General features: G+C 69.4%; 18 protein-coding genes. 9 read left to right on the top strand and 9 right to left on the bottom strand.

The genetic code is table 11. The features are described 5' to 3' along the window. Both BLT59_RS05170 and BLT59_RS05175 read left to right on the top strand, forming a co-directional pair. A partial coding sequence (locus BLT59_RS05170; protein WP_139173961.1) for a GDP-mannose 4,6-dehydratase occupies window positions 1–456 on the top strand: 456 nt, incomplete at its 5' end. A gap of 67 nt (window positions 457–523) precedes the next feature. Continuing rightward, a complete protein-coding gene (locus tag BLT59_RS05175) occupies window positions 524–2,005 on the top strand; it encodes an aldehyde dehydrogenase (RefSeq protein ID WP_091777209.1) in 1,482 nt (493 codons plus the stop codon). Window positions 2,006–2,043: 38 nt separating this feature from the next. Here the strand turns inward: BLT59_RS05175 and BLT59_RS05180 are convergent, their stop codons facing one another. The 9 genes from BLT59_RS05180 to BLT59_RS05220 form a co-directional block, all read right to left on the bottom strand. Further along, window positions 2,044–3,273 (bottom strand): hypothetical protein, encoded by a 1,230-nt coding sequence (locus tag BLT59_RS05180; protein WP_244513851.1) that lies wholly within the window; start codon window positions 3,271–3,273, stop codon window positions 2,044–2,046. Window positions 3,274–3,388: 115 nt separating this feature from the next. After that, on the bottom strand, window positions 3,389–4,900 hold the full coding sequence (locus tag BLT59_RS05185) for a lipopolysaccharide biosynthesis protein (RefSeq protein ID WP_091777214.1): 1,512 nt from the start codon (window positions 4,898–4,900) through the stop codon (window positions 3,389–3,391). Then, entirely contained in the window at window positions 4,897–6,234 is a 1,338-nt protein-coding gene (locus BLT59_RS05190) for a glycosyltransferase family 4 protein (RefSeq protein WP_091777216.1), read from the bottom strand. The genes BLT59_RS05185 and BLT59_RS05190 overlap by 4 nt, the downstream gene beginning before the upstream one ends. Continuing rightward, on the bottom strand, window positions 6,231–7,487 hold the full coding sequence (locus BLT59_RS05195; RefSeq protein WP_091777218.1) for a glycosyltransferase family 4 protein: 1,257 nt from the start codon (window positions 7,485–7,487) through the stop codon (window positions 6,231–6,233). The genes BLT59_RS05190 and BLT59_RS05195 overlap by 4 nt, the downstream gene beginning before the upstream one ends. Further along, window positions 7,468–8,604, bottom strand: a complete 1,137-nt coding sequence (locus tag BLT59_RS05200; RefSeq protein WP_091777220.1) for a glycosyltransferase family 4 protein — start codon at window positions 8,602–8,604, stop codon at window positions 7,468–7,470. The genes BLT59_RS05195 and BLT59_RS05200 overlap by 20 nt, the downstream gene beginning before the upstream one ends. A gap of 45 nt (window positions 8,605–8,649) precedes the next feature. Next, window positions 8,650–9,876 (bottom strand): glycosyltransferase family 4 protein, encoded by a 1,227-nt coding sequence (locus tag BLT59_RS05205; protein WP_091777222.1) that lies wholly within the window; start codon window positions 9,874–9,876, stop codon window positions 8,650–8,652. Further along, window positions 9,873–12,068, bottom strand: a complete 2,196-nt coding sequence (locus tag BLT59_RS05210) for a GumC family protein (protein ID WP_091777224.1) — start codon at window positions 12,066–12,068, stop codon at window positions 9,873–9,875. The genes BLT59_RS05205 and BLT59_RS05210 overlap by 4 nt, the downstream gene beginning before the upstream one ends. 11 nt (window positions 12,069–12,079) lie before the next feature. After that, window positions 12,080–13,249 (bottom strand): glycosyltransferase, encoded by a 1,170-nt coding sequence (locus tag BLT59_RS05215; protein WP_091777226.1) that lies wholly within the window; start codon window positions 13,247–13,249, stop codon window positions 12,080–12,082. A 273-nt stretch (window positions 13,250–13,522) separates the two neighbouring features. Then, a complete protein-coding gene (locus BLT59_RS05220) occupies window positions 13,523–14,611 on the bottom strand; it encodes an acyltransferase family protein (protein ID WP_091777228.1) in 1,089 nt (362 codons plus the stop codon). Window positions 14,612–14,996: 385 nt separating this feature from the next. Here BLT59_RS05220 and BLT59_RS05225 point away from each other — a divergent pair, with 385 nt between their 5' ends. Genes BLT59_RS05225 through BLT59_RS05255 form a run of 7 tightly spaced genes read left to right on the top strand, consistent with a single transcriptional unit; the run spans window position 14,997 to window position 23,836 of the window. Next, complete coding sequence (locus BLT59_RS05225; protein ID WP_091777230.1) at window positions 14,997–15,251, top strand: acyl carrier protein; 255 nt, start codon at window positions 14,997–14,999, stop codon at window positions 15,249–15,251. Next, a complete protein-coding gene (locus tag BLT59_RS05230) occupies window positions 15,248–16,411 on the top strand; it encodes an acyl-CoA dehydrogenase family protein (RefSeq protein WP_091777232.1) in 1,164 nt (387 codons plus the stop codon). The genes BLT59_RS05225 and BLT59_RS05230 overlap by 4 nt, the downstream gene beginning before the upstream one ends. Continuing rightward, a complete protein-coding gene (locus BLT59_RS05235) occupies window positions 16,411–17,367 on the top strand; it encodes an amino acid--[acyl-carrier-protein] ligase (RefSeq protein WP_175543932.1) in 957 nt (318 codons plus the stop codon). The genes BLT59_RS05230 and BLT59_RS05235 overlap by 1 nt, the downstream gene beginning before the upstream one ends. Window position 17,368: 1 nt before the next feature. Further along, entirely contained in the window at window positions 17,369–18,343 is a 975-nt protein-coding gene (locus BLT59_RS05240) for a DUF1839 family protein (protein WP_244513852.1), read from the top strand. A 6-nt stretch (window positions 18,344–18,349) separates the two neighbouring features. Further along, window positions 18,350–20,785: a glycosyl hydrolase 2 galactose-binding domain-containing protein gene (locus BLT59_RS05245; protein ID WP_091777234.1), complete on the top strand. Its 2,436-nt coding sequence runs from the start codon at window positions 18,350–18,352 to the stop codon at window positions 20,783–20,785. Then, window positions 20,775–22,556, top strand: coding sequence for an alpha/beta fold hydrolase (locus tag BLT59_RS05250; protein ID WP_091777236.1), 1,782 nt, complete (start codon window positions 20,775–20,777; stop codon window positions 22,554–22,556). Before BLT59_RS05245 ends, BLT59_RS05250 begins: the two co-directional genes overlap by 11 nt. Beyond that, complete coding sequence (locus tag BLT59_RS05255) at window positions 22,553–23,836, top strand: hypothetical protein (protein ID WP_091777238.1); 1,284 nt, start codon at window positions 22,553–22,555, stop codon at window positions 23,834–23,836. The genes BLT59_RS05250 and BLT59_RS05255 overlap by 4 nt, the downstream gene beginning before the upstream one ends. Window positions 23,837–23,916 lie beyond the last annotated feature (80 nt).

Genomic DNA, 23,916 nt, shown 5'->3' on the forward strand with positions numbered 1-23,916 from the left:
AACGGGATCCTGTTCAACCACGAGAGCCCGCTGCGCGGCGTCGAGTTCGTCACCCGCAAGGTCACGGACGCGGTGGCGCGGATCAAGCTGGGCCAGCAGAAGGAGCTGCGGCTGGGCAACATCGACGCCAAGCGCGACTGGGGCCACGCCCGCGACTACGTGAAGGCGATGTGGTTGATGCTGCAGCAGGACCGCCCGGACGATTACGTGATCGCCACCGGCCGGACCACGACGGTGCGGGACATGTGCGCGATCGCGTTCAAGCATGTCGGGCTCAACATCGACGACCATCTGGTCATCGACCCGGCCTTGTTCCGGCCGGCGGAGGTCGAGGTGCTGCTCGGCAACCCAGCCAAGGCCAAGGCGACCTTCGGCTGGGAGGCCGAGACGAGCCTCGAGGCACTGATCACCGAGATGGTCGACGCCGACCTCAAGCGCCTCACCGCAAACGCCTAGCGGCCGGGCTCGCCTGAGGCGGCCCGAGGATCCATATGGCGCGCATCCGCACTCGGAGAGGCGCGCCGTGAAGACCTATCAGCTCTACATCGATGGGCAGTTCGTCGATCCGGTCGAAGGCTCGTGGTTGGAGTCCATCGACCCCTACCGCGGCGAGCCCTGGGCCCGGATCCCCCGTGCCGGGCGGTCGGACGTCGACTTGGCGGTGGCCGCCGCCAAGCGCGCCATGTGGGAGGGCCCCTGGGCTACCATGACGGCCTCCGCCCGAGGGAAGATCCTGCGTCGGATCGGCGACCTCGTGGAGCGCGAAGCCAAGGCGCTGGCCGAGGTCGAGGTCCGTGACAACGGCAAGCTGTTTGCCGAGATGTACGGCCAGACCCGCTACCAGCCGGAATGGTGGTGGTACTATGCGGGCCTCGCCGACAAGGTCGAGGGCGCGCAGGTGCCGATCGATAAGCCCGAGACCTTCGCGTTCACCCGGCACGAGCCGGTGGGCGTGGTCGGAGCGCTGACGGCGTGGAACTCGCCGCTCCTGTTCGTCGCCTGGAAATGCGCCCCCGCGCTCGCGGCAGGCTGCGCGGTCGTGGTGAAGCCTTCCGAGTTCGCGTCCGCCAGCACGCTGGAATTCGCCCGCCTGACCAAGGAGGCCGGGCTGCCCGACGGCATGTTCAACGTCGTCACCGGCTTCGGCGGTGAGGCCGGTACCGCCATCGTCGAGCATCCGGACGTCGCCAAGATCACCTTCACGGGCTCCGACGTCACCGGGGCGAAGGTCTACGAGGCCGCCGCGCGGCAGATCAAGCGCGTCTCCCTGGAGCTCGGCGGGAAGTCGCCCAACATCGTCTTCGCCGACGCCGACTTGAAGGCCGCGGCCGCGGGGGCGATCTCGGGCATCTTCGCGGCCACCGGGCAGACCTGCATCGCCGGCTCGCGCCTGCTGGTGCAGAACAGCATCCGCCAGGAATTCACCGAGCGCCTGGTCGAGCTTGCCCGCACCGCCAAGCTCGGCGACCCGATGCAGTCGGACACCAATATCGGGCCGATCACGACGCCGCCCCAGTACACGAAGGTGCTCGACTACATCGCGCTCGCCAAGAGCGAGGGCGCGCGCTGCGTCTTCGGCGGCAATCCCGCTTCCGGTCCCGGCGTGCTCGGCGGCCAGTTCGTCGAGCCGACGATCTTCACGGGCGTCACGAACGACATGCGCATCGCCCAGGAGGAGGTGTTCGGCCCGGTCCTGTCGATCATCGGCTTCGAGGACGAGGCCGAGGCGCTGAAGGTCGGCAACGACGTGATCTACGGGCTCGCGGCCGGCGTCTGGACCCAGGATATCGGCCGCGCCATGCGCATGTCGAAGGGGCTGCGGGCCGGGACCGTCTGGGTGAATACCTACCGGGCTGTGAGCTACATGATGCCGTTCGGCGGCATGAAGCGCTCGGGCATCGGCCGCGAGAGCGGCATCGAGGCGATCCGCGAGTATCTGGAGACCAAGAGCGTGTGGATCTCCACGAGCCGCGACGCGCCGGAGAACCCCTTCGTCATGCGCTGAGCGTGCAGGCCGCGCCGCGCTCCGTCGCGGCGCGGCCCCTATCCCGGAGCCAATTGCGCGCGGTCCGGCGGCAGCGCGAGGGATGCGAGGATGAAGCCCATGAAGAAGAGGAAGTACTGGTTGACCGACAGCTCCTCGAACATCAGCGACGGGATCAAGAACACCGCGCTGTAGGTCAGGAACGGCCCGAACGCGGCGGGCGCCAGCAGGATCCGCCCGAGGCCGGCGATCAGCAGCAGCGCCGTGGCGATGCCGCTCTGGAGCGCCAGCGAAACGAAGCCGTTATGGGGCGTCACGAGGCCCGTCAGCGCCTGCAGCTCCTCCCGGCGGGCGACCTCGCCGACGCCGAACGGGTACGCGATGACGAGCTGGAGTGCGGTCACGCCGGACAGGAACCGCTCGTCGAAATTGCCCGTGACGTTGTGGTCCTCGGCGAAGCGCCTCTCGATCGCCTGGGACAGGGTCCCAGGCAGCGGGATCTCCCCCGTTACAGCCCAGACCACGAGGAGGGCGCCCAGGACGCCGAACGCGGCCAGTACGGCGGGCGCCTTGAGGTTCCGCCACATCAGCAGGCCGAGGAACAGCAACGGCATGAATAGGCCGGCGCGGTTGTTGGTGAACGGGAAGCTCGCCAGGAGGGCCGCGAAGTAGGCGAGGTAGATGGTCTTCAAGCGATAGCGCAGGCTGAGCAGCAGGGCCGCGGCCCCGGCCAGCGCGAAGACGTGGCCAGTCTCGTTGCCGGAGGCCCAGAGGCCGCCCTGCTTGTCCTGCACGAACAGCTTCAGCTCCTCGTCGAGCCCGTCCGTGGGGACCGCGAGCCCGAACCGGTCGAGCTGCATGCCGGACGCGGCGAGCAGCAGCACCGCGAGGGAGGCGAGCATGCCGGCGAGCAGGCCGACGCAGAACGCATCCTCGACGCGCCGGTCGCGGAACATCACCAGCAGGATGAACGCCTGAACCACGTAGAGCAGCAGGACGAGGGTCAGGTAGACGTCGCCTGCCTGCTTGTGCGCCTTCAGCACCAGCGAGGCCGCGATCAGCGCCAGGATGCCGGTGAGGGGCGCGGCCTGCCGCACCGCCTCCGCGACGACGGCGCGGCGTAAGCCCAGCCAGGGGATGAGCAGGAACGGCAGCAGGTCGGACAGGCGCTGGAACGGCAGCCCGAAGGTCGAGGTCAGGACATTGAAGTTCAGGGCGGCGCCGAGCAGGAACACGGCGACGCGGTCCGGGAGGAGGGACGCGGCCGGCGCACTCGTTCCGATCGGCAACGCCTGTCCCGCCATCGTCCTGCACCGTCCCCGCGTACCTGCCGGCGATGAATCCTCCGCCGGTTGCGGCCTTCGGCGGGCAGTGTCGCCCACAAAGGTTGGCGGAGAGTGCAGATCAGGCAGGGCGCCTGAGGAAGTGACCGACGGCCGTGCGGAGCGTGCCGCGCATGAAGACCCAGGCGAGGCCCAGATAGGCCGCGATCCCGACTCCGACGGCCGCGAACAGGCCGATCCGGTCCCCGATGGCAGCGTGAATCGGATCCTGGACGAGCAGCACGAGCCCGGCCATCGCGCCGGCGCAGAGCGTGATCGGCGCGAGGAGCCGGACGAGCCGCCCGTTCGTGACCGGGACGACGTGCCCGGCGCTGGCGACGATCGCGGGCGTGAACAGGTAGGCCCGCGCGACGTGTCCGGCGGCCAGGGCGGCGAGGCCGAAGGGCGCGGTCACGAGTGCCGCCACGGCGCCGAGGCCGAACTGCGCGCCGGCGAGCCGCAGCGCCGTGCCGTTGCGTCCCAGGGCGGTGAAGATCATCCACAGCATCGAGGTGGCGACGAATTCCGGAGCGAGGTGCGCCAGCGTCCGCAGCACCGGCGCCGCGTCGTGCCACTGGTCGCCGAACAGGAACGGGATGAGGGTCGGGGCCACGGCCGCCATGCCGAAGAAGGCCGGCACGGCCAGGAACGCCGAGGCCTCGGTGAAGCCGTGGAAGGCCGCGGCCAGCTCGCCCGGCCGGTCCTGGAGGCGCGCGTAGGTGGTCAGCCCGACCGTGGTCAGAGGGATGACCGCCACCTGGCTTACGAGGTCGATGCAGCGCCACGCGAGGCGCAGGTAGCCGACATCGGTCGCGGACAGGAAGTAGGCCGCGATCACCTCCTGGCTCCGGATCGAGGCGACGAGCAGCAGGTAGGTGCAGAACAGCCGCGAGCCGAACGCGATCTGCTCGCGCACGGAGGCGAGGTGCAGCCGCAGGGGCGGGATCCAGCGGGCCGCCGCCCAGGTCAGGAGCGTGGTCGCGGTCGCGGCGACGAGCCGCTGGATGACCAAGCTCCAGACGCCGTAGCCTTCGAGGGCCAGCACGAGGGCCGCGGCTCCGCCGAGGATGTTGGCGCCGAGCGCCCGCAGGGCGAGCTTGCGGAAGCCGAAGCTCCGCTGGAGCCGCGCCTCGTGGATCGCGCCCGCGGCCGTGATCACGAAGCAGGCCGAGAGCGCGCAGAGGACCGGTTGCAGCGCCGGCAGGTCGAAGATCCAGGCGATCGGGCCGGCCAGGGCCACGAGGCCCACGGCGCACAGGACGCCCGTGGCGAGCATCACCCAGAAGGCGGTGGCGGCGAAGTCCTCGTCGAGGTCGGCGCGCTGGACCACCGCGTCGGGCAGGCCGCACCGGGCCACGATCTGCAGGATGTCGATGAAGACGGCGGCGATCGCCACCATCCCGAACTCGGCGGGCCCGATGAGGCGGGCGAGCACGAGGAACACGCCGAAGCTCAGGACGACGTTGCCCACGGAGGCGACCGCCACCCAGCGCGCAGCGTCGAACGAGCGGCGCGTCACCGCGGCGCCGGAGGCGAGCCCCGGCTCCTCTTCGGCGGCGGCCGCCTCCGACAGGGCCGGCGCGGCGGCGCTCAAGGCCTAGACGCCCGACGCTCGGCGACGAGTTCGGCGTACAGATCGATGTACTTCTCGGCGACGCGTTGCGAGGTGGATTCGCGGATGACGTGCTGGAAGGAGCGCTCGTCGGGCAAGTCGCCGCGGCCGCGGGCGATCACGGTCCGCAGCCGCGCGGCGAGGTCCGCGTCATCGCCCGGGGTGAACAGCCAGTCGGCGTTGTCCTCGCCGATCAGCTCGGGGATCCCGCCCGAGGCCGCCCCGATGACCGGAACGCCCATCGTGTAGGCCTCGTAGATCGTCCGCGGCGAGGGCTCGGCCCAAAACGACGGGACGATGAGCACGTCGATGGCGCTGAGGAACTCGGCGGGCTTCGCCCAGCCGACGAACTCGATCGGCAGTCCCTCGGCCTGGGCCTTGAAGCGCTCGATCGAGTCGTCCATCGCGTGGCCGGCGACGAGGCAGCGCCAGTCGCCGGGGCCGATCCGCCGGAAGGCGTCGATCATCGTGCCGACCCCCTTCTCGGTGTTGATCCGGCCGAGATAGCCGAAGGTCATCGGCTGGCCGGTCCGGTCGATCCGGCGCCGAGCCTCCGGGTCGCCCTCGGGGACGGTGCAGGAATAGAAGATCACCCGGCGCCGCTCGGGCGCAAGATGCGCGAACAACCCGTGATCGACGTGGGTCTTGAGGATCTCGGTCCCGACGCTGACGACGGCGTCCACCGAACGGTTGGTGATCTGCTTGGCGGCGTTGACCACCTTGCAGCCCAGGTGCCAGCGGTCGCACGGCTTGCCGTCCTTGAACATCGCGGCGTTGCCGCAGATCAGGTCGTATTCGCAGACCGTATGGACGATCGGGATCCCGCGCTTGGCCGCCTCGCGCCAGACCAGGGTCGAGACGTCGAGCAGCGAGTGCGTGTTGACGATGTCGGGCCGGAAATCGTCGAGGACGCGGCCGAACTCGGCCGCGACAGCGAAGTTCCATTGCTGCTTGAGCTTGGCCCAGGCGCGGCCGAACCGGGTGGCCTTGGGCCAATCCTCCAGCCAGAAATCGTTGTGGTGCGCCATGCGGTAGACGGTGACGCCGCCGCGCACGCTCTTGGGCTCCGGCTCCCGAGCGATGCAGGCCGCCGCAACCGTATGGCCGGCCGCGACCAGCTCCTCGGCGAGATGCTCCACGGAGCGCTCGGCGCCGCCCACGATGTAGGGCGGGTAGAGGGCGCTGAGATGCAGGATCCGTAAGGGGCCGGTCACCGCGCGCGCGGCGGCCTGATCCCTCGGCCGGTCCTGGCCCTGGGAGCGCGGCTCCTCCGCGCGAACCCGGGCATAGTTCGAGGACAGGGTCGGGGTGATCATGGACGGCACTCGCTGAGGTGCGGGCGCTCCGCATGCGCGGAAAGCTCGGAAAGCGGTTCGAGGCAGGCCGCGTCGCGGGTCGCGGCGTAGAGGTCGAGATAGGCGGCCGCGACGGCGACCGGATCGGTGCCGGCGCGGATGCGGGCGGCGCGGGCGAGCCCCTCGGCGAGGCGAGCCGGCTCCGCGACGATCCGGGTCATCGCGCTGGCGAGTGCCGGGGCATCGCCTGACGGCACGAGCCAGGGGCCCGGCCCGATCTGCTCCCCGATGCCGCCGGTCGCGGTTCCGATCACCGGGACGCCGCGCCCATAGGCCTCTGCAACCGTGCGGCCGAAAGGCTCGGGCCAGATCGGCGGCACCACGAGGCAGTCGAGGCCGTCGAGGAAGGCATCGCGCTCCGTGTAGCCCAGGAAGGTCACGGGCAGACCCTCGGCCAGGGCGCGGTAGCGATCCAACCCGTCAACGGCGCGGCCGGCGACCGCAAGCCGCCAGCCTTCCTCCGGCAGCCTTCGACAGGCTTCGAGGAGGATGTCGAAGCCCTTGGCCGGCTCGATCCGCCCCAGATAGCCGAACCGCACCGGCTTACCCGGCTGCCGTCGGCGCCGCGCCGCCGGCGGCCCGGGGTGGATCGGATTCCAGATCACCCGGCGCAGCGACGGCGGCACCGCGGTGAAGAAGCCGGCGTCGAGGTGGCAGTCGAGAATGTCAGAGCCCACGGCGGAAACCGCCGTCACCGCGCTCTGGCAGCGCCGATGGGATTCGCCGTATACGCGGCATTTGAGATGCTGGCCGCCACAGGGCCGGCCGTGGCGCACCATCGCGCCGTTCGTGCAGAGGCTGGTGAAGTCGTGCAGCGTGTGCACGATCGGCACCCCGAACCGCCGGAGCATCGGCCAGAGTGCCGGCGGCAGCTCAGAGATCGAATGCGTGTTCACGAGGTCGGGAGCGAAGTCCCGGACCGCCTGCGCCATCCGGTCGAGGGCGTGGCGGTTCCACTGCGCGGCGAGCTTGTAGCGGATGCGGTCGAGCCGGCCGCGCTGCGTCCAGTCGAGGATGTGGAACGGGGTCCCGTACCCGGTGCGGTACACGGTGACGCCGTCCTGCAAGACAGGCTCGCATTCCGTCCGCGCGGCGCAGGCGACGGCGACGTCGTGCCCCAGCGCCGCCTGGGTCCGAGCAAGCGTCTCGACCATGAGTTCGGCGCCACCAACCTGTTCGGGCGGGTAGAGCGAGTTAAGGTGCAGGATGCGCATGGGACACCTCCTGGGCGGATCGCGCCGGTACGCCGTCCCGCATCGCCTCGAGCAGCAGGCTCTCGTAGCGGCGGGCGGTCTCGGCCCAATCATACCGGCGGACATTGTCGCGGCCTCGCGCGATCAGCGAGGAGCGGAGGCCGGGCTCGTCGAGCAGCCGGCGCAGGCATGCGGTGAGCGCGGCGGCGTCGGCAGGATCGAAGGTTAGGGCGCCGGACCCGGCGATCTCGGGGGTCGCAGACCGGTCCGAGCAGATGACCGGACAATCCAGCGCCTGAGCCTCCAGCACGGGCAGGCAGAAACCCTCGGCGAAGGACGGGACGCACAGGCACAGCGCCCCGCGGTAGAGGGCGGCAAGCTCGTTGTCGCCGATCCGTGACAGGCGTGTCAGCGGAACCTGCGCACCGCCGAGGGCCGCGGCGATCGCCTCGTCGGGATCCTCGCCCACGTGGACGATCCCAAGTCCCGGGCGCCCGAGCCCCGCCACGGCCCGCGCGAGGGTCGCGAAGTTCTTGTTGTACAGGGCGTTGCCAACCGCCAGCACGAAGGGCCCGGCTGGGATCCCGGTCGCGGGCGCATGGAGCGCCGGATCGAGCATCGCCGCGGACGGTACGGTGTGGGCGCGGCCACGGAGCTGCGGGTAGAAATGTTCAAGGTCGCGCCGGGTCGCCTCCGACACGGCGATCACCCGGGCACTGCTGCCGAGGACGAGCCGGAAGATCGGATCGGTGGTCAGGGCCTCGCGGGAGTGGAGGCGGTCGGCCAGCGTACGGAAATAGAGGTCGTGGACGACGCTGACCCGCGCGCGGCCGCCGAAGGCAGCGCCATAGGGATCGGCGTTCAGCACCACGTCGATGTGCTTGGCGCGGCACAGCCGCGGGATCGTGAGCATCTGGCACAGGACGTCGAGCAGCATGACCCGCGGGCGTGGCACCGTGACGATCTCGATACGGTCTCGGATCGCTGCCGGCAGCTGATCGCGACTCCAGGGGGAGCGGAGCACGACCGAGAAGGTGCCGCGCGCGACCAGGCCGGCGATCACCCGGAAGGCGACGAGCGCGACGCCCGAGGGCCGACCGCCATACTGGCTCGGCATGTTAACGAGGACGCGCGGCATGGCGGCTCGGTTGGCTCCATTCGAGGTCGGCAGACCGTCGGCCCGTCAGGTGCGGCCGACGGCCTCGAGGATGAGATCGGCGAGGTCGTGCTGCATCCGGCTCGCGCCGTAGCGGGACAGCGCCCGCGCCCGCGCGCGATCGGTTCGTGCCGCGTAGGCATCCGGATTGCCGAGCAGCTCCGACAGGGCCGCCGCGAGGCGATCCGGCCGCCGCGGCGGAACCAGGGTTCCGGTCGCTTCGCCGTCGAGGATCTCCGCCGAGGCGCCAGTATCTGTGGCGATTACCGGCACCCCGGCGAGCATCGCCTCGACGAGGGTGCGTCCGAACGGCTCCGGATCGACCGAGGGATGCACGACCACGTCGACCGCCTGCATCAGCCGGGGAACATCGTCCCGCTGACCGAGGAACAGGATGCGGTCCGACAATCCGCGCGCCGCCGCGAGGTCACGCAGATGCGCCGCGTAGGAATCCTCGCCGAACAGTGGCGCGCCGACGACGATGCAGCGCAGGCCGGGCAGCGTTGCCAGGGCGTCGATCAGTACGTCCTGCCCCTTCCAGGGCGCGATGCGGCTGAACACTCCGACGAGGGGGCCCGCCGGCAGGCCGAGTTCCGCGCGCAGAGACGCTGCCGGGCGGGGATCGCGCTCGAGGTCGAGGCCGTTCGGAACTACGCGGACCAGGGACCGGCGTCCGCCAGCCGAAACGAACGCTCGTGCCGCTGCCTCCGACGGTACGATCACCCGGGCGGCGCTGAGATTGGCGAGGCGCACCTGCAGAATGCGCTGCGCCCGGCCGAAATGCGCGCTGTCGAGGATGTCGTGCAGGTGCCAAATCAGGGGGCGACCGACTGCGCGCGCGGCGAGGGCCGACAGGAGGAAGGCCTTCTGCGAATTGGCGTAGACGACGTCACAGCGACGCGCCGCCCGTGCGATCTCCACCATCAGGGCGCCGAGCCGGCCGAGCAGCGGCAGGGCGCTCAGGGGAGAGGCATCTCGCCGGAGCGCCGTCAGGGCCGTCCGGCGATGGGCGAGGCGGATCTCCAGTCCCTGGCCGCGCAGCGCCTCCGCGAGGGTGCCGTCTTCGAACAAGAAGGCCGTCGAGCCGGTCCAGGGCTGAACCGCGTCGCGCAGCACCAGCTCCGCCCCCGACATGGTGCCGGTGTGACTGACGAACAGAACGCGGGGGCGCGCGGCGCGCCCGGACGGCGCGGACCGCGCCCGGCCGATGGGCTCGCGCTCGGAGAGCGCCTCGTCGGGAAGAACCTCGGTCATCTGGCGCTCGCGGCCGTGCGCGGATTGGCCAGCGGCATGACATCGTAGGTCGATTGGGTGCCCGGCCGGACCATCGTCATCGCGATGCCTAGCACGGTACCGCCAGCCCGGCGCAGGTTCGCCACGGTCTCGACGGTGTCGGAGAGCTGCGAGCGACCATAGCGCGCACAGCAGAGCACGCCGTCAACGTGACGGGCGAGCATCGGCGCGTCCATCAGCAGGCTTGTCGGCGGCGTGTCGAGGAGGACGAGGTCGTAGCGGCGACTCCACTGCAGGAACTCCGCCATCCGGTCGCTCATCAGAAGCTCGGTCGAATCCGCGGTGGGCGTCCCCGCCGGAATGACGTCGAAGCGCCCGGCTGCGACTACAGCCTCGGCCGGATCGATCTCGCCGCGGAGCACGCCGCCGAGTCCCGGCCCGCGGCCAAGCCCCAGCGAGGCCTCGAAGTTTGGACGCCGCAGGTCGCATTCAACCACGAGGACCCGCCGACCGATCGCTGCGCCGATGCCGGCGAGCGCGAAAGCCGTGAACGACTTGCCCTCCCGCGGCTTCCCCGAGGTCACAAGGATGATGCGGGATTTGCCGGCGCCTGCCAGCACGAGATGGGCGTGCAGGTTGCGCAGGACGTTCTGCATCACTGGATCGACCCGCGCCCGCGCCAACGCCTCCGCGAGGTCGAGTTCGCGCTGACGCTCGGAGAAGCGTCCGACGAGGCCGGCCGGCTCGAGGCTCGGCAGCTGCGCGAAGACCGGAGCACCGGTACCGGCCATGAGTTGCTCGGAATTGCGCACCCGTCGATCGGTGTAGTCCCGAAGCAGCGCCGCGGCCGCGGCCAGCACGCCCGCGAGTACGATGCCGCCCGCTAGGAACGGCACCGCTTTGGGTGAGAACGGCTCCTGCGGTACCTCAGCGAGGCTGACCAGCCGCGTGCTGCCGGTGAGGATCCGCCGCTCGGTCTCCAGCTCGCCCGCCCGCTTCACCAGATCGGCGTAGCGAGTGCGCTTGATCTCGGCATTGCGCACCATGCCCTCGATCGACGCCTCGTCGTCCATGGCGGCGGCGGCCTCGGTCTTTGCGGTTTCGAGTTGCGCCCGCAGCGACCTGGCGAGGGCGTTCGACGCCTCGTAGGACTTGCGCAAGCCCTTTGCGACGTTGCCGACCTCCTGCTCGATGCGCGCGCGCAGGCTCGCCTGCTCGGTCTCGAGCGCCCGGATGACCGGATGGTTCGCACCCAGCAGGGTGCTCTGATTGGCGAGCTGCGCGCTGACGCCGCTGAGCTGCTGCTTCAGAGATACGACGGTCTGGCTTGCCAGAACCGCCGGGGCGCTGTCGGCGCCGCGGGCACCCTTGCTCTCGATCTCGCTGAGGCGCGCGGCGGCGTCCGCCTTGGCCGTCTCGGCGGCCGCAAGCTGCTGGCTGATGCTGGTCAGCCGCTCGGCGCTGATTGGCGCCGTCGAACCCTTCAGGAGTCCCTTGCGCCGCCGGAAGGTCTGGATCCGGGTGTCATCCGCGCGGATCGACGCGTCCAGCTGGCTGATCTCGGTGTGAAGCCAGTCGGCGGCCGCCTTGCGGCTCGAAGCCTGGGTCTCCCGCTGATCATCGAGGAAGGCGTTGATCAGGCCGTTGGCCATCGTCTGCGCCGTCTCGGGCAGCGGCGACTTGTAGCCGATGGTGATGATACGCGAGCGGCCGGAGCTGAGGACCGAGTAGCGCTTCTGCAGATACTCGACGAGGGCGTTGCGATCCGTCGTGAGCTTCGTGCAGGCGGCTTCCTTCTTGGCGCTGATCTGGTCCGGATGCCCGCTCGTGGCCGCGTAGCGGCACTCGGCCAAGACGGATGCGGTCAGGCCCTCGTCGATCGCGAGGCGGAGCAACCGGGGCGAGCGGATTACGAGGATCTGGCTCTCGATGTCGGCCGGGTCGCCGATCTTCTGGATCCAGGCCATGGAGGCATTGTTGGCGCCCGGTTCGGCCTCGGCGACGATCACTGAGCCGCTCGCCACGTATTGCGGCTGGATCATCAGCAGTGCCGTGATCACGAGTCCGAGAATCGTGGCGAACACCGCCGCGAACAGGTAGCGCCGATGCCAGATCCGGGCGAGTGAGGCGGCCAGTGGATTGCCGCGCGCCGGCTCCTGGGCAAAAGCGCGGACGGGCGTTCGATCAGCCAGATCTACAGTCAGGAAGGACATGCGGACCGCCCTCAGCCGACGGCTTCGAGGCGCGGCAGGATCCGCGGGCGCGTTTCGCAAGCGGCCCGGTGCAGAACGAGCTGCTCATCGACGAAGTTCGCGAACCGGCTCCGGAACAGGTCGGCCGAGAACAGCTCCGCCTGCGCCCAACAGGCCTCCCGGGTGAAATGGCTCTGCTGTTGCAAAAACCGGCGCACGCAATCGGCGATGGCCTGCGGCTCGGGCTTATCGAAGAACATTCCTGTGCGCTGCGGGCCCCGAATCTGAACCGTCTCCCGCGCGCCGCCGCGGCCCAGCGCGAGGACCGGAGTGCCCTCAGACGTGGCTTCGACCACGATGATCCCGAAATCCTCCTCGGCCGCGAAAATGAAGGCGCGGGCCGTGGCCATGAGATGGCGCAGCTCCGCGTCCGGGACGAAGCCCGCGAAGGACACGTTCGGTCCCGCGATTTCGCGCAGCCGCGCCGCGTCGGGGCCGGAGCCTGCGACCACGAGTTCGAGGTCGGGGAGCAGGGCGAAGGCGCGGATGACGGCCTCGACGTTCTTGTAGGGTACGAGCCGGCTTGCCACGAGGAAGTGGTTGTCGCGTGGTCCGTCGAAGCGCTGGTTCGGCAGTGTGATCGGCGGATGGATGACCTCGGCCGTCCGGCCGTAGACCTTATGGATGCGCCGGGCGACAAAGGCGGAATTGGCCACGATCGCATTCGGACCGGCCGATGTACGGAAATCCCAGATCCGCATCCGGTGGAGGATGAGCCGGGCGAGCAGGCTCTTCATCCCCGTCTCGCAGCCACTCTCCCGCAGGTAGGTGTGCTGCATGTCCCAGGCGTAGCGCATGGGCGAGTGGATATAGGAGACGTGGAGCTGGTCCGGCCCGGTCAGGACGCCCTTGGCCACGGCGTAGCTGCTGGAGATGACGAGATCGTAGGCTGACAGATCAAACTGCTCGATCGCGATCGGCATCAATGGCAAGTAGTTGCGATGCCGCGTCCGCGCGAAGGGCAGGTGCTGGATGAAGCTCGTCTGCGCCTGCCTGTATCCCAGCTTTGCCCGGTCTGCCGCCGGCAGGAAGTCGAAGAGCGCGTAGACATCGGCGTCGGGATAGATCCGCAGCAGCTGCTCAAGGACACGCTCGGCGCCGCCGACGATATACAGCCAGTCGTGGACAATCGCGACACGCATCACAGCTTCCTCGTCGGTGCGCCGGACGCTGGAAGAATGAATTCCGCCCTGCGGGTCTCACCTGCGACAGCGAGTAAAGGCACACCCGAGAGCGTAGTAGAGACATTACGTGTAAAAAAGGGGTCACCACGTGGATACCAAACAAAAATGAGGGTCAACGAAGAGGACAATAGCGCGTGTAAACTTAATTTTCATAAAAAATTAACGTTAAGAAGTGGGTCCAACTCGGGCGCGATCAGACGCGTCTCAGATCGGCCCCATCCGCGTCGCAGGTTACGAGACGATCGGAGCGGGCAGGGGGGGAGGAAACGCCCGCCGGTCGAGCCGTCGTCGCAGGCCAGCGATCACCGGGGTCTCGACATAGCGGAACAGCAACTCTCCGGCAGCCACAGCGGCCGGGAACGCGAGCGCGAAGATCAGGGCTGCCCGTCCGAACCCGGGGGCCACTAAGATTGTCGCGACCTTGGCGGCACTGTGCAGCAGAAGGTTGTGGATCAGGTAGAACGAGTAGCTCGCATTCCCCTGTGAAAGCAGCCACCGCGACTGGAGCGCGATACCGCCCTGCTCCAGTAGTAGCAGCGCGCCAACGACCAGGACGGCCGCGGTGCCCCAGAATAGCGGGCGGGCGAAACCGGACAATTCGGGTTCGATGCCGAGCGCGTAGGCCCCGAACTGGCCGCCGAGGACGAGCAGCGCCGCCATCGCCAAGGCCGCCCCAGCCGCACGCCGGACCGGGAAGCCCGCGGGCGGTGCGCCGAGGCGGAGATAGGCGTAGCCCAGCCCGATGCCGGCGGCGAACTCGATGACGATGGGCTTCGTGTAATACGCCCAGTAGAGGCTGGAATTCGGCAGACATCCGAGCAGGATCAGCGCGAGGAAGATTGCGGCCCCGCCGAGTGCCCGAAAGGCGGGCTTCGGCACCAGCAGCAGGCCTGCGAAGACCATGTAGAAGAACATCTCGTAGTTGAGCGTCCAGCCGACCGAATTCAGCGGCTCGATATAGCCGCCTCGGGAAAACGGCAGGAATAGCAGCGACTGGATCAGATAATCTGGCCGGACCTCCATGATCCCGATGGGCCTCAGGCCGGTCAGGGCGATGAGCGCCAAGCCGATCGTGACCAGCCAGTAGACCGGGACGACGCGCGAAGCCCGGCGGAGCAGGAATCCACCGGGACTCTCGTGGCGCCGGCTGGTGCTCACGAACATGATGAAGCCGGACAGGACGAAGAACACGTCGACGCCGCAGGCGCCGAAGGCCAGGAGATCCGGGCGCGGCAGGACCGGTCCGATGTACAGGCCGTAATGTGTGAGGAAGACCAGGTACGACGCGACGGCACGCAGAATTTGCAGGTTGTAGATCATCGCGCGCCGACTGATGGCTGGGCTCCACCCGGGACGAGCGAAGCCCCGCCTTTATGACCGACGTGGCCCCACAACGTCACGATGAGTTCGAAATCGTCCTAAATGGCGCGGCGTCCGGAAACCAAATTACCCGGCGTGGTTACACGCGTGGGTTACCTCACCCCCAAGTTCCCTGAAAAATACGATCACGAAATCAGGGCCGGAAAGTGATCGTAAAGGTCGCGGCGGAGACTATAGCGACTTGGCTCTGCGTGACTTCTGTTTGGGCCACGGGCCAGTTTTCGACGCGGCAGGAAAACCGCCATTTACTATTAATCGATGGATAATTTGACGGCGCGCCGATTTGTTCAATAGCGTCATGATCACTGGTATAAGGAGTTCCGCCTTGAACATCGCTCAAGATATCCGAGAGATTCTCGGCTCGAACGAGGCCTTCTCCGGCAAGGCCGATCGGCTCTCCGAGGATGACAGCCTGTTCGATCTCGGGCTGGATTCGTTCGGTTCGGTGCAGTTGATGCTGGCGCTCGAGGAGCGCTTCAACATCGAGTTTCCCGACGAGCTCCTGAACCGCAAGTCATTTTCGACGATCCGCGCGATCCGCGAGGCCGTCTCCACCCTGATCCAGCAGGAAGCCGCATGAGCACGCTCGCCGCGCGCGCAGAGCGGGCGGCCGCGGTGGCGGCGCGCCACGCCGACGCCGTCGATCGCGAAGGCCGCTTCCCCGAGGAGGCGGTGGCCGCGATGAAGGCCGAGCGTCTCCTGGGCCTTCAGATCCCGGGGCAGTTCGGAGGCGAGGGCGCCGGCCTCACGCAGATCGCCGAGCTGTGCAGCACCCTCGGGCAGGCCTGCAGCGCGGCCGCGATGGTGTTCGCGATGCACCACATCAAGGTGTCAAGCCTCGTGACCCACGGCCTCGACAGCCGGTGGCACGGCCACCTCATGGAGCGCATCGCAGGCGAGCAGCTTCTGGTCGCCTCCTCGACCACCGAGGCCGGCATCGGCGGCGACCTGCGCAACAGCCTCTGCGCCGTGGAGACGACCGGGGATTGTTTCGCCCTGGGCAAGGATGCGTCGGTCATTTCCTACGGCGCCCAGGCCGATCTGATCCTCGCCACCGCCCGCCGGCATCCGGATTCCGCGACCTCCGATCAGGTCCTCGTTGCGCTGATGGCCGATCAGATTTCCCTCGTGCGCACGGGCGACTGGGATACCCTCGGCATGCGGGGGACCTGCAGCGACGGCTTCCGTCTGGAGGCTCGAAACGTCCCGCTCGAGCAAATTCTGCCGAAGCCCTTTGCCGAGATCGCCGCCCAGTCGATGTTGGCATCCTCGCACCTGCTGTGGAGCAGCGTCTGGTACGGGATCGCGACCTACGCGCTGGACCGCGCCCGCGCGTTCGTGCAGGCCGACGCGCGGCGCCGGCCCGGACAGGTCCCGCCCACGGCCCTGCGGCTGGCCGAGGTCTCCAACGCGCACCAAGCCATGCGCGGCGCCATCGTATCGGCTCTGCGCCGCTTCGAGGATGCGCACGGGGACGCCGACACGATCGGCTCGGTCGGCTTCTGCGTGATGCTCAACAACCTGAAGGTCACCGTTTCGGACATGGCGGTCGATATCGTGCGGGGCGCCCTCGCGATCGTCGGCCTCGCCGGGTACCGGAACGACACGCCCTTCAGCCTGGGACGGCCGCTGCGCGACGTCCTCTCCGCACCGCTGATGATCGGCAACGATCGCATCCTCGCCAACACCGCCAAGCTCCTGCTCGTGCAGAAGGGCAGCGGCCAGCTCATGAGTGCGTGATGGAATCGCTCTCCTCTCTCCCTGGCGACGCCCTGCTCGACGACGAGCCGGCCGGCACCCCGACCTTCCTCGACCGCCTGTTCGACTACGGGCTGCTGGTACGGACCGGCGTCGACGGCCTCTACGGTCGCAGCGGCGGCTTCGAGAGCGTCGTCGACGCTCTCGACCGTATGATCACGCGCCTCGGCGCCGCCGAGGGGGCCGAGGTGCTGCGCTTCCCGCCCGCCATGAGCCGGCCGGCCTTCGAGCGCAGCGGTTACCTGAAGGGCTTTCCGAACCTCGCCGGAACCGTCCACAGCTTCTGTGGCGATGCGCGCGGCCATGCCGAAATCCTCGCCTGCCTCGAGACCGGGACCGACTGGACGGCCCAGCAGGAGGCGACCGACATCGTCCTGACCCCCGCGGCCTGCTACCCGGTCTACCCGGTCGCCGCAGCTCGAGGGATGCTGCCCGCCGAAGGCCGTCTGTTCGACCTGCAATCCTACTGCTTCCGCCGCGAGCCGTCGCTCGAGCCGACTCGGATGCAGCTTTTCCGGATGCGCGAATACGTGCGCATGGGCAGTCCCGAGCAGGTTCTCGCGTTCCGCGAATCCTGGCTCGAACGCGGCACGGCCATGATGCGCGGCCTCGGTCTCCCGCTCGCCATCGATGCGGCCAACGATCCGTTCTTCGGACGGGCCGGCCGGATGCTGGCCAACAACCAACGGGCACAGGGCCTGAAGTTCGAGCTGAACGTTCCGGTCAACAGCCTCGAGAAGCCGACGGCCTGTCTCAGCTTCAATTATCACCAGGACCATTTCGGGAGCACCTGGGCGCTGCGTCAGGCGGATGGCGAAGTCGCCCACACGGCCTGCGTGGGCTTCGGCCTTGAGCGGATCACCCTGGCGCTCCTGCGTCACCACGGGCTCGACCTCGCCGCCTGGCCTGACGCCGTGCGCGCCGAGCTGTGGGGCTGAAATGGTGACCGCCACCCTGCGCCGGCCGGAGGGTCTCGGAGCGCCGGGACCCTACGTCCCGCATCCGCTCCACGAGTCCAGCCGGGATTGGCCGGAGACGAATTGCTACGTCGACCTCTGGATCGAACTGCTTCACGGGCGGGGCCTCGCGCCGGAGGCGATGCTGGGCTTCACTCTCCGGCAGGATTTCGAGGGCGACCAGTTCACCTTCTTCAAGCCGCCGCCCGGCGATCTCGAGCGGCTTTATGGCCTCGAGGTACTGGAACTGGCGGTCTATGGGGGCCTTGAGGCCCACGCCGTGGTTCAGGCGAAGGCTGGCCGGCCAGTGCTGGTCGAGGTCGACGCGATCCATCTGCCCGATACACTGGGGACCACCTACGGGCGGGAGCACGCCAAGACCACGATCGGCATCCTGGCCCTCGACCCGGCGACGCAACAACTCGATTACCTCCACAATGCCGGGCGCTACCGACTCTCGGGGGCGGATTATGCAGGCATTTTCGGGCCCGCGACGTTGCCGCCCTACGCCGAGTTCGTGAAGGCGATCGCCGCGCCTCTCAACTCCGCGGAGCTGCCGGCGGCGGCCCGCGATCTGCTTGCCCGGCATCGCGCCCGGGCTCCGCGCCGCAATCCCGTCCTGGCCTTCCGCGACGCCCTGGCGGCGGCGGCCGGTGATCTGGTCGTGCGGCCCCTCAGCGTGTTTCACGCCTACGCCTTCAACACGACGCGCCAGCTCGGCGCCAATTTTGAGATGCTCGCCAGTCATCTCACTTGGCTTGAGGCCCGGGATGCCGGCGGGTTCGCCGCCGCCGCGGCGGCGGCCGCGGACCTGAGTCGCGAGGCCAAGGCCTTTCAGTTCCAGCTCGCCCGCGCCTTTCACCGCCGCTCCGCGGAAGGTCTGGCTCCACGCCTCGACCGCCTCGCTGCGACCTACGACCGCGTCTTCGCGGGACTCGACTGCGCGCTGGACCGCTGAGAGGCGATGGCCGGCATCCGCATCGTCGACGACCGCGTGCCGGAGGTCCGGTGCGGTCCCTGGCAACTGGCCGTGACGCCGCCGGGCGCCTGCGCGGGCCCCGGCGACCTCGACGGGGTGACCGATTGGATCCCAGCGACCATTCCGGGCACCGCCGCCGCCGCCCTGCGGGCGGCCGGGCGCTGGAGCGAGGCTGCGCCGGAGCCGATTCACGATCGCGACGTCTGGTACCGGAGCCGCATCGCCGGACCGGGCCCGGTCCGGCTTCGGTTCGAAGGGCTCGCCACCCTCGCGGAAATCTGGCTCGACGGCGTGCTGATCCTCTGCGCCCGCTCGATGTTCGAGGTGCACACCGTTGAAGTCGAACTCGGAGCCGCTTCCGACCTCGCGCTCTGTTTCCGCGGGCTCAAAGGGGAACTCGATCGTCCGGCCAAGCGGGGGCGTTGGCGCCCGCGGATGATCACGCCAGGCTCGCTGCGCCACCTGCGCACGAGCGTCCTCGGCTTCATGCCGGGCTGGTGCCCCGAGATCGACCTCGTCGGTCCGTTCCGCCCGCTGACGATCGAGCCGATCCGCCCCCGCCTGGAGGTCGCCGGTATGCGCGCGGTCCTCGACGGCGATATCGGCCGCCTGACCGTGCGCCTGCGGATCGACGGGAAGACGGACTCCGCCATCCTCCGGTGCGGTGACCGCGAAGCGTCTCTCGCCGAGGTCGAGCCAGGCCTGTTCGCGGGCGAGCTGGTGCTGCCCGGAATCGCACCCTGGTGGCCGCATACCCACGGGATTCCGAACCTTCACCCGGCCGAGCTGCGCATCGACGGGATGCGCGTCGATCTGGGCCGCGTCGGCTTTCGCGCCGTGTCGCTCACCCGGCCCTTCGAGGACGGCCTGTCACTGGCGGTGAACGGCGTGCCGGTGTTCTGCCGGGGCGCCAACTGGACGCCGCCCGATCTCGTCGGACTGGGGTCGGAGGGGACTCGCGGGCTGCTCAGCCTCGTCCGTGAGGCCGGCATGAACATGCTGCGCGTGCCCGGTACGACGCTCTATCCGGCCCCGGACTTCTACGATCTCTGCGACGAGCTGGGCATCCTGGTCTGGCAGGATCTGATGCTCGCCAACTTCGATTACCCGCACGACGATCCGGCCTTCGCGGCCGGCCTCGACCGCGAGCTGACGGGGTTCCTCGATCGGACCCAGACCGCGCCGTCGCTCTGCGTGCTCTGCGGCGGCAGCGAGGTCTGGCAGCAGGCGGCGATGCTCGGCGCGCCCCGTGCCGTCTGGGCCGACGCCTTCTGCGCGACGATCCTGCCGGCGCGCGTGGCGGCGCTGCGCCCCGATCTTATCGTCGTGCCGAACTCGCCGTCGGGCGGGGACCTGCCGTTCTCGCCGCGCGGCGGCTGCACCCATTATTTCGGTGTCGGAGCCTACCGACGCCCCCTGGAGGACGCCCGCCGGGCCGAGGTCGGCTTTGCCAGCGAGTGCCTCGCCTTCGCCAATCCGCCCGATCCCGGCACGCCGGGTCCGACTGGGCCGGCCGATCCGCTGTGGCCGGCCGGAATCCCACGGGATCGGGGCGCCGATTGGGACTTCGAGACAGTGCGCGACCATTATGTCGGCCAGTTGTACGGCGTCGATCCGGCTGTGCTGCGTGCCGGCGATCTGGACCGCTACCTCGAGCTCGGCCGCGCCGCGGTGGGCGAGGTCATGGAGGCGACGTTCGCGGAGTGGCGCCGTCCGCGCTCGCCGACGGCCGGTGGCCTCGTCCTGTTCCTTCGTGATCTCGGACCCGGAGCGGGCTGGGGTGTCATCGACTGGACGATGCGCCCGAAATCGGCGTGGTACGCGCTGAAGCGGGCCTTCCGCCCCGTCCAAGTTCTCCTCACAGACGAGGGCCTGGACGGCCTGCATGTCCACGTCCTCAACGACACGGCGGCGGTGCAGACGCTGACCTTGACGCTGGCCCTGTCCGATTGCGGGGGCCGGGTCGCGGCGCGGGCCGAGCGCGACCTTGTCGTCTCTCCGCGGGCCGCCATCACGCTCTCCTCCGGCGCGCTGCTCGGCCGTTTCTTCGACACCACCGACGCCTACCGGTTCGGCCCGCGGGTTCACGACCTCGCCCATGCGCAGCTGAGCGACGCCGACGGGCGCGTGATCGCCGAAAGCTTTCATTTCCCCGGCCTGCGGCCGCTGGACCGCGAGGTCATCGGGCTCCGGGCCGAGCCCGTCGCGACCGCGGATGGCCCGGGTCTGCGGATCAGCACCGAGCGCTTCGCCTGCAGTGTCCAGGTCCACGCCGCGGGGGCGCGGCCGGCCGATAGCGGCTTCCATCTCGCGCCGGGAAAAAGTCGGATCATCGCGTTTGCCGATGCTGCTCAGCCTCCGCGCGGAAGCGTGCGGGCGATCAACAGCAGCGAGATCGTGGAATTCGGTCATGACGGTTGAGGTCGGTTCATACACGGCAGTGCCGGTGACGTTCGAGGGCCTGTTCGGGTGGTTCCATCCGGCTGCCGGACAGCGCGGTGTCGTCCTCTGCGGGGCTTACGGTTTCGAGCAGATGGCCGCGCATCGGCCCTGGCGCGCATTGGCCGAGGGTCTCGCCGGAGCCGGCTGCCCGACGCTGCGCTTCGACTATCCGGGGGAAGGCAATTCAGCCGATTCCGGAGAAAAGCGGGTGGGGGCTTGCGTCGCGGCGATCCGGCAGGCCATCCGTTTCCTGCGTGCGACGGCCGGCGTGACGGAGATCCTTCTCGTCGGCCTGCGCCTGGGGGCGACCTTCGCGATCCTGGCCGCTCAGAACGAGGACGTGGAAGGCCTGGTGCTGCTGGCGCCCGTCTCGACCGGGCGCGCTTACCTGCGCGAGATGCGGCTGCGGGCGCAAACCATCGGACGGCTGCCGGACGGGTCATCCCCGCCGCAGGAACCGGACAGCCTCAGCGTGGGCGGTTTCCGGATGGAGTCGGCCTTCCTCGCAGACCTCGCCGACGTGAGTCTGGCGCGTCTCGAGCGGGCGCCAGCCGGTCGCGTGCTGCTCCTCGCACAGGAGACGCGGATTTTATCCGCGCGCCTCGAAGCCCTCGGCTGCGAAGTTACGACGGGGCCGTTCCCGGGTCTTGCCGCACTCGTCAGCGATCCGATCTTCTCCGATGTCCCGGCAGCGGATTTCGCCCGCGTCACCGGCTTCGCGACCCAGGGTGCCCCGGGCGGCCGGCCGCTGAGCGGTGGTTCACCCCTCGGCGCCATAGGTTCTGCCCGCCTCACGGGCTTGGGTTGGGAGGAGGAGCCGGTCCGGTTCGCCCGGGGCCTGTTCGGCATCCGGTGCCGGCCCGAGCGAGCTGACGTGACAGCGCCCACGATCCTGTTCGTATCCACCGGGATGAGCGTGCATTCCGGCTGGGGGCGCCAGACCACCGATCTTGCCCGGCGTCTCGCCGCGGACGGGATCGGTTCGTTCCGGTTCGATCTGCGTGGCATCGGCGACAGCGTCGACCGGCCAGACCGGAGCAAGCCGCTCTTCGCGGCAGACGGGTTCGCCGATGTGCTCTCGGCCATCGATCAGATCGCCGACACGGGCGGTCCGATCCTGCTCGTCGGCGGCTGCAGCGGTGCCTACGCGGCCTTCCACGCCCTCTGCCGAGACAACCGGGCCGACGGGGCGCTCCTGCTCAACCTCTACTGCTTCGACTGGGATCCGGATCAGGACCTCGACCGAGTGATCCGGCAAACCTTCGGGAGTGCATCCACCTACGCGGCCCTGCTCAAGCGGGGCGCGACGTGGCGCCGACTGATCCGCGGTGAGATCCGAATCGGCGCGATCGCCGCGGTCCTGGCTCGGCGTGGGATCGAGGCCGCGTTCCGTCGGATGCGTCGGACCTTGCGCCCCGGCCCGCCGGGTGGCTCGCCAGCCCGGCGGATCGCCGCCCTCCGCCGCAGGGGCGCCGAGATCCGCCTGCTCTACAGCGCGGGCGATCCCGGTCTCGCGGCTCTGCGCCGTCAGCTGGGGTCCTCGCCCGGGAGAGCCGACCGGCGCCTCGGCGCCCCGGTGATGGTGGTGCCCGGTGTGGACCACAATTTCGGGTCCGGCGCCGCCCAGGCCCGGGTCGCCGAGGCGCTGTACGAACTCATGCGGGCCGTGAAGCGGTCCGAGTCGACGCGCTCCGGCACGACGATGTCCGCCGCGCCCCGCGGCGTTCTGACGCTGGCGGGTCGGACGTGACCAGGCTCACGCGCCGATCGGCCCTCGTGCTGACCGCGGGCGCCCTCGCGGCGGCTCGTGCGGCCGCGGCCGAGCCGCTCCATCGCTGTGAAGACTTGATCGACTCGATCGGCGTCAACGTACATCTCGGCCATCGCGGCAGCCCCTATGTCGAGCGCTTCGCAGCCTGTGCTGAAGCCCTCGACGATCTCGGCATTCGCCACCTGCGCGACGATATCATACTCACCGGCGACGAGCCGGCCGGACAATTCGAGCGGATCGTGGATCTGGCCGACCGGGGCTACCGGTTCAGCCTGATCTTTTACGACGGGCTCACGCCGGGGCCGCGTGTGCCTCCGGAGCGCTTCGCCGAGATCGCCGGCTGGGCCGGTGACGGGCTCATCGTGGCGGAAGGCGGCAACGAGCCTCCCGTGGCCGCGCGTCCTGGTCTTCCGCGCCTGTCGGCCGATCACCAGGCGGCCTTGTACCGCGCGGTTCGGGCGGATAGCCGGGCCAGGTCCGTGCGGGTTGCCGGCCCGAGCTACATTCAGGGCAACATCGCGGCCGCGCAGAACCTCGCCACGGTGGTCGACCTCGCCAACATCCATTCCTATCCTGGCGCGGAGCACCCGGAAACCGATGGCGCCGGCAGCCTCGCCCGCTTCGCGGCCGCCGCTCATCCGGTCTTCGGCGACGCGCCGGTGATCGCCACCGAGAATGGCTATCACACGGCGCTGTCCACCAGCAGCGCCCATCTGCCAATCTCGGCCGGGCTGCGCGCCCGCTACCTGCCGCGGCTGCTGCTCTGGAGCTATCTGCACGGGGTGCGGCGGACCTACCTATACGAGTTGATCTCCAGCTTTGATCGGGGGGACGCGGACCCGGAGAGCCATTTCGGGCTCCTCGCCTACGATGGCCGCCCGACGCCCGCCTTCGCGGCGGTACGCAACCTCATCCGGCTGTTCGGTACGCCCGCCGGCGAGGTCGCCGCCGTCCCGGCCGATCGCGACGTCACGCTCACCGGCGCCATACCCGATCTCGTCCACGCGCGGTTCGCGCGCCACGACGGGGCGACGCTGATCCCGATCTGGCTCGGCCTCGACGGCTGGGATCGGCGCAGCCGGGCTCCGAGGCCGGACACCCCGGCGCGGCGTGTAGAGATCGGGCTGTCGCGGCAGCCGCGGCGGGTCCGCCTGCATCGCTTCGCCGACGACGGGTCGGTGAGCGTCGAGACGCTTTCTGCCGAAAGGCGGGTGCCGATCCCTGTGACGGACCGCCTCGGAATCGTCGAGCTGACTTAGTTCGCCATCTGCCGGAGCGGGCGCCGACCCGATCAAGGCCCGAAACGCGCCACCGTCGCCCATCATCGCCCGTCGTCGCG

The sequence above is a fragment of the Methylobacterium sp. UNC378MF genome (genome assembly GCF_900103195.1).
Classification (GTDB): Bacteria; Pseudomonadota; Alphaproteobacteria; order Rhizobiales; family Beijerinckiaceae; genus Methylobacterium.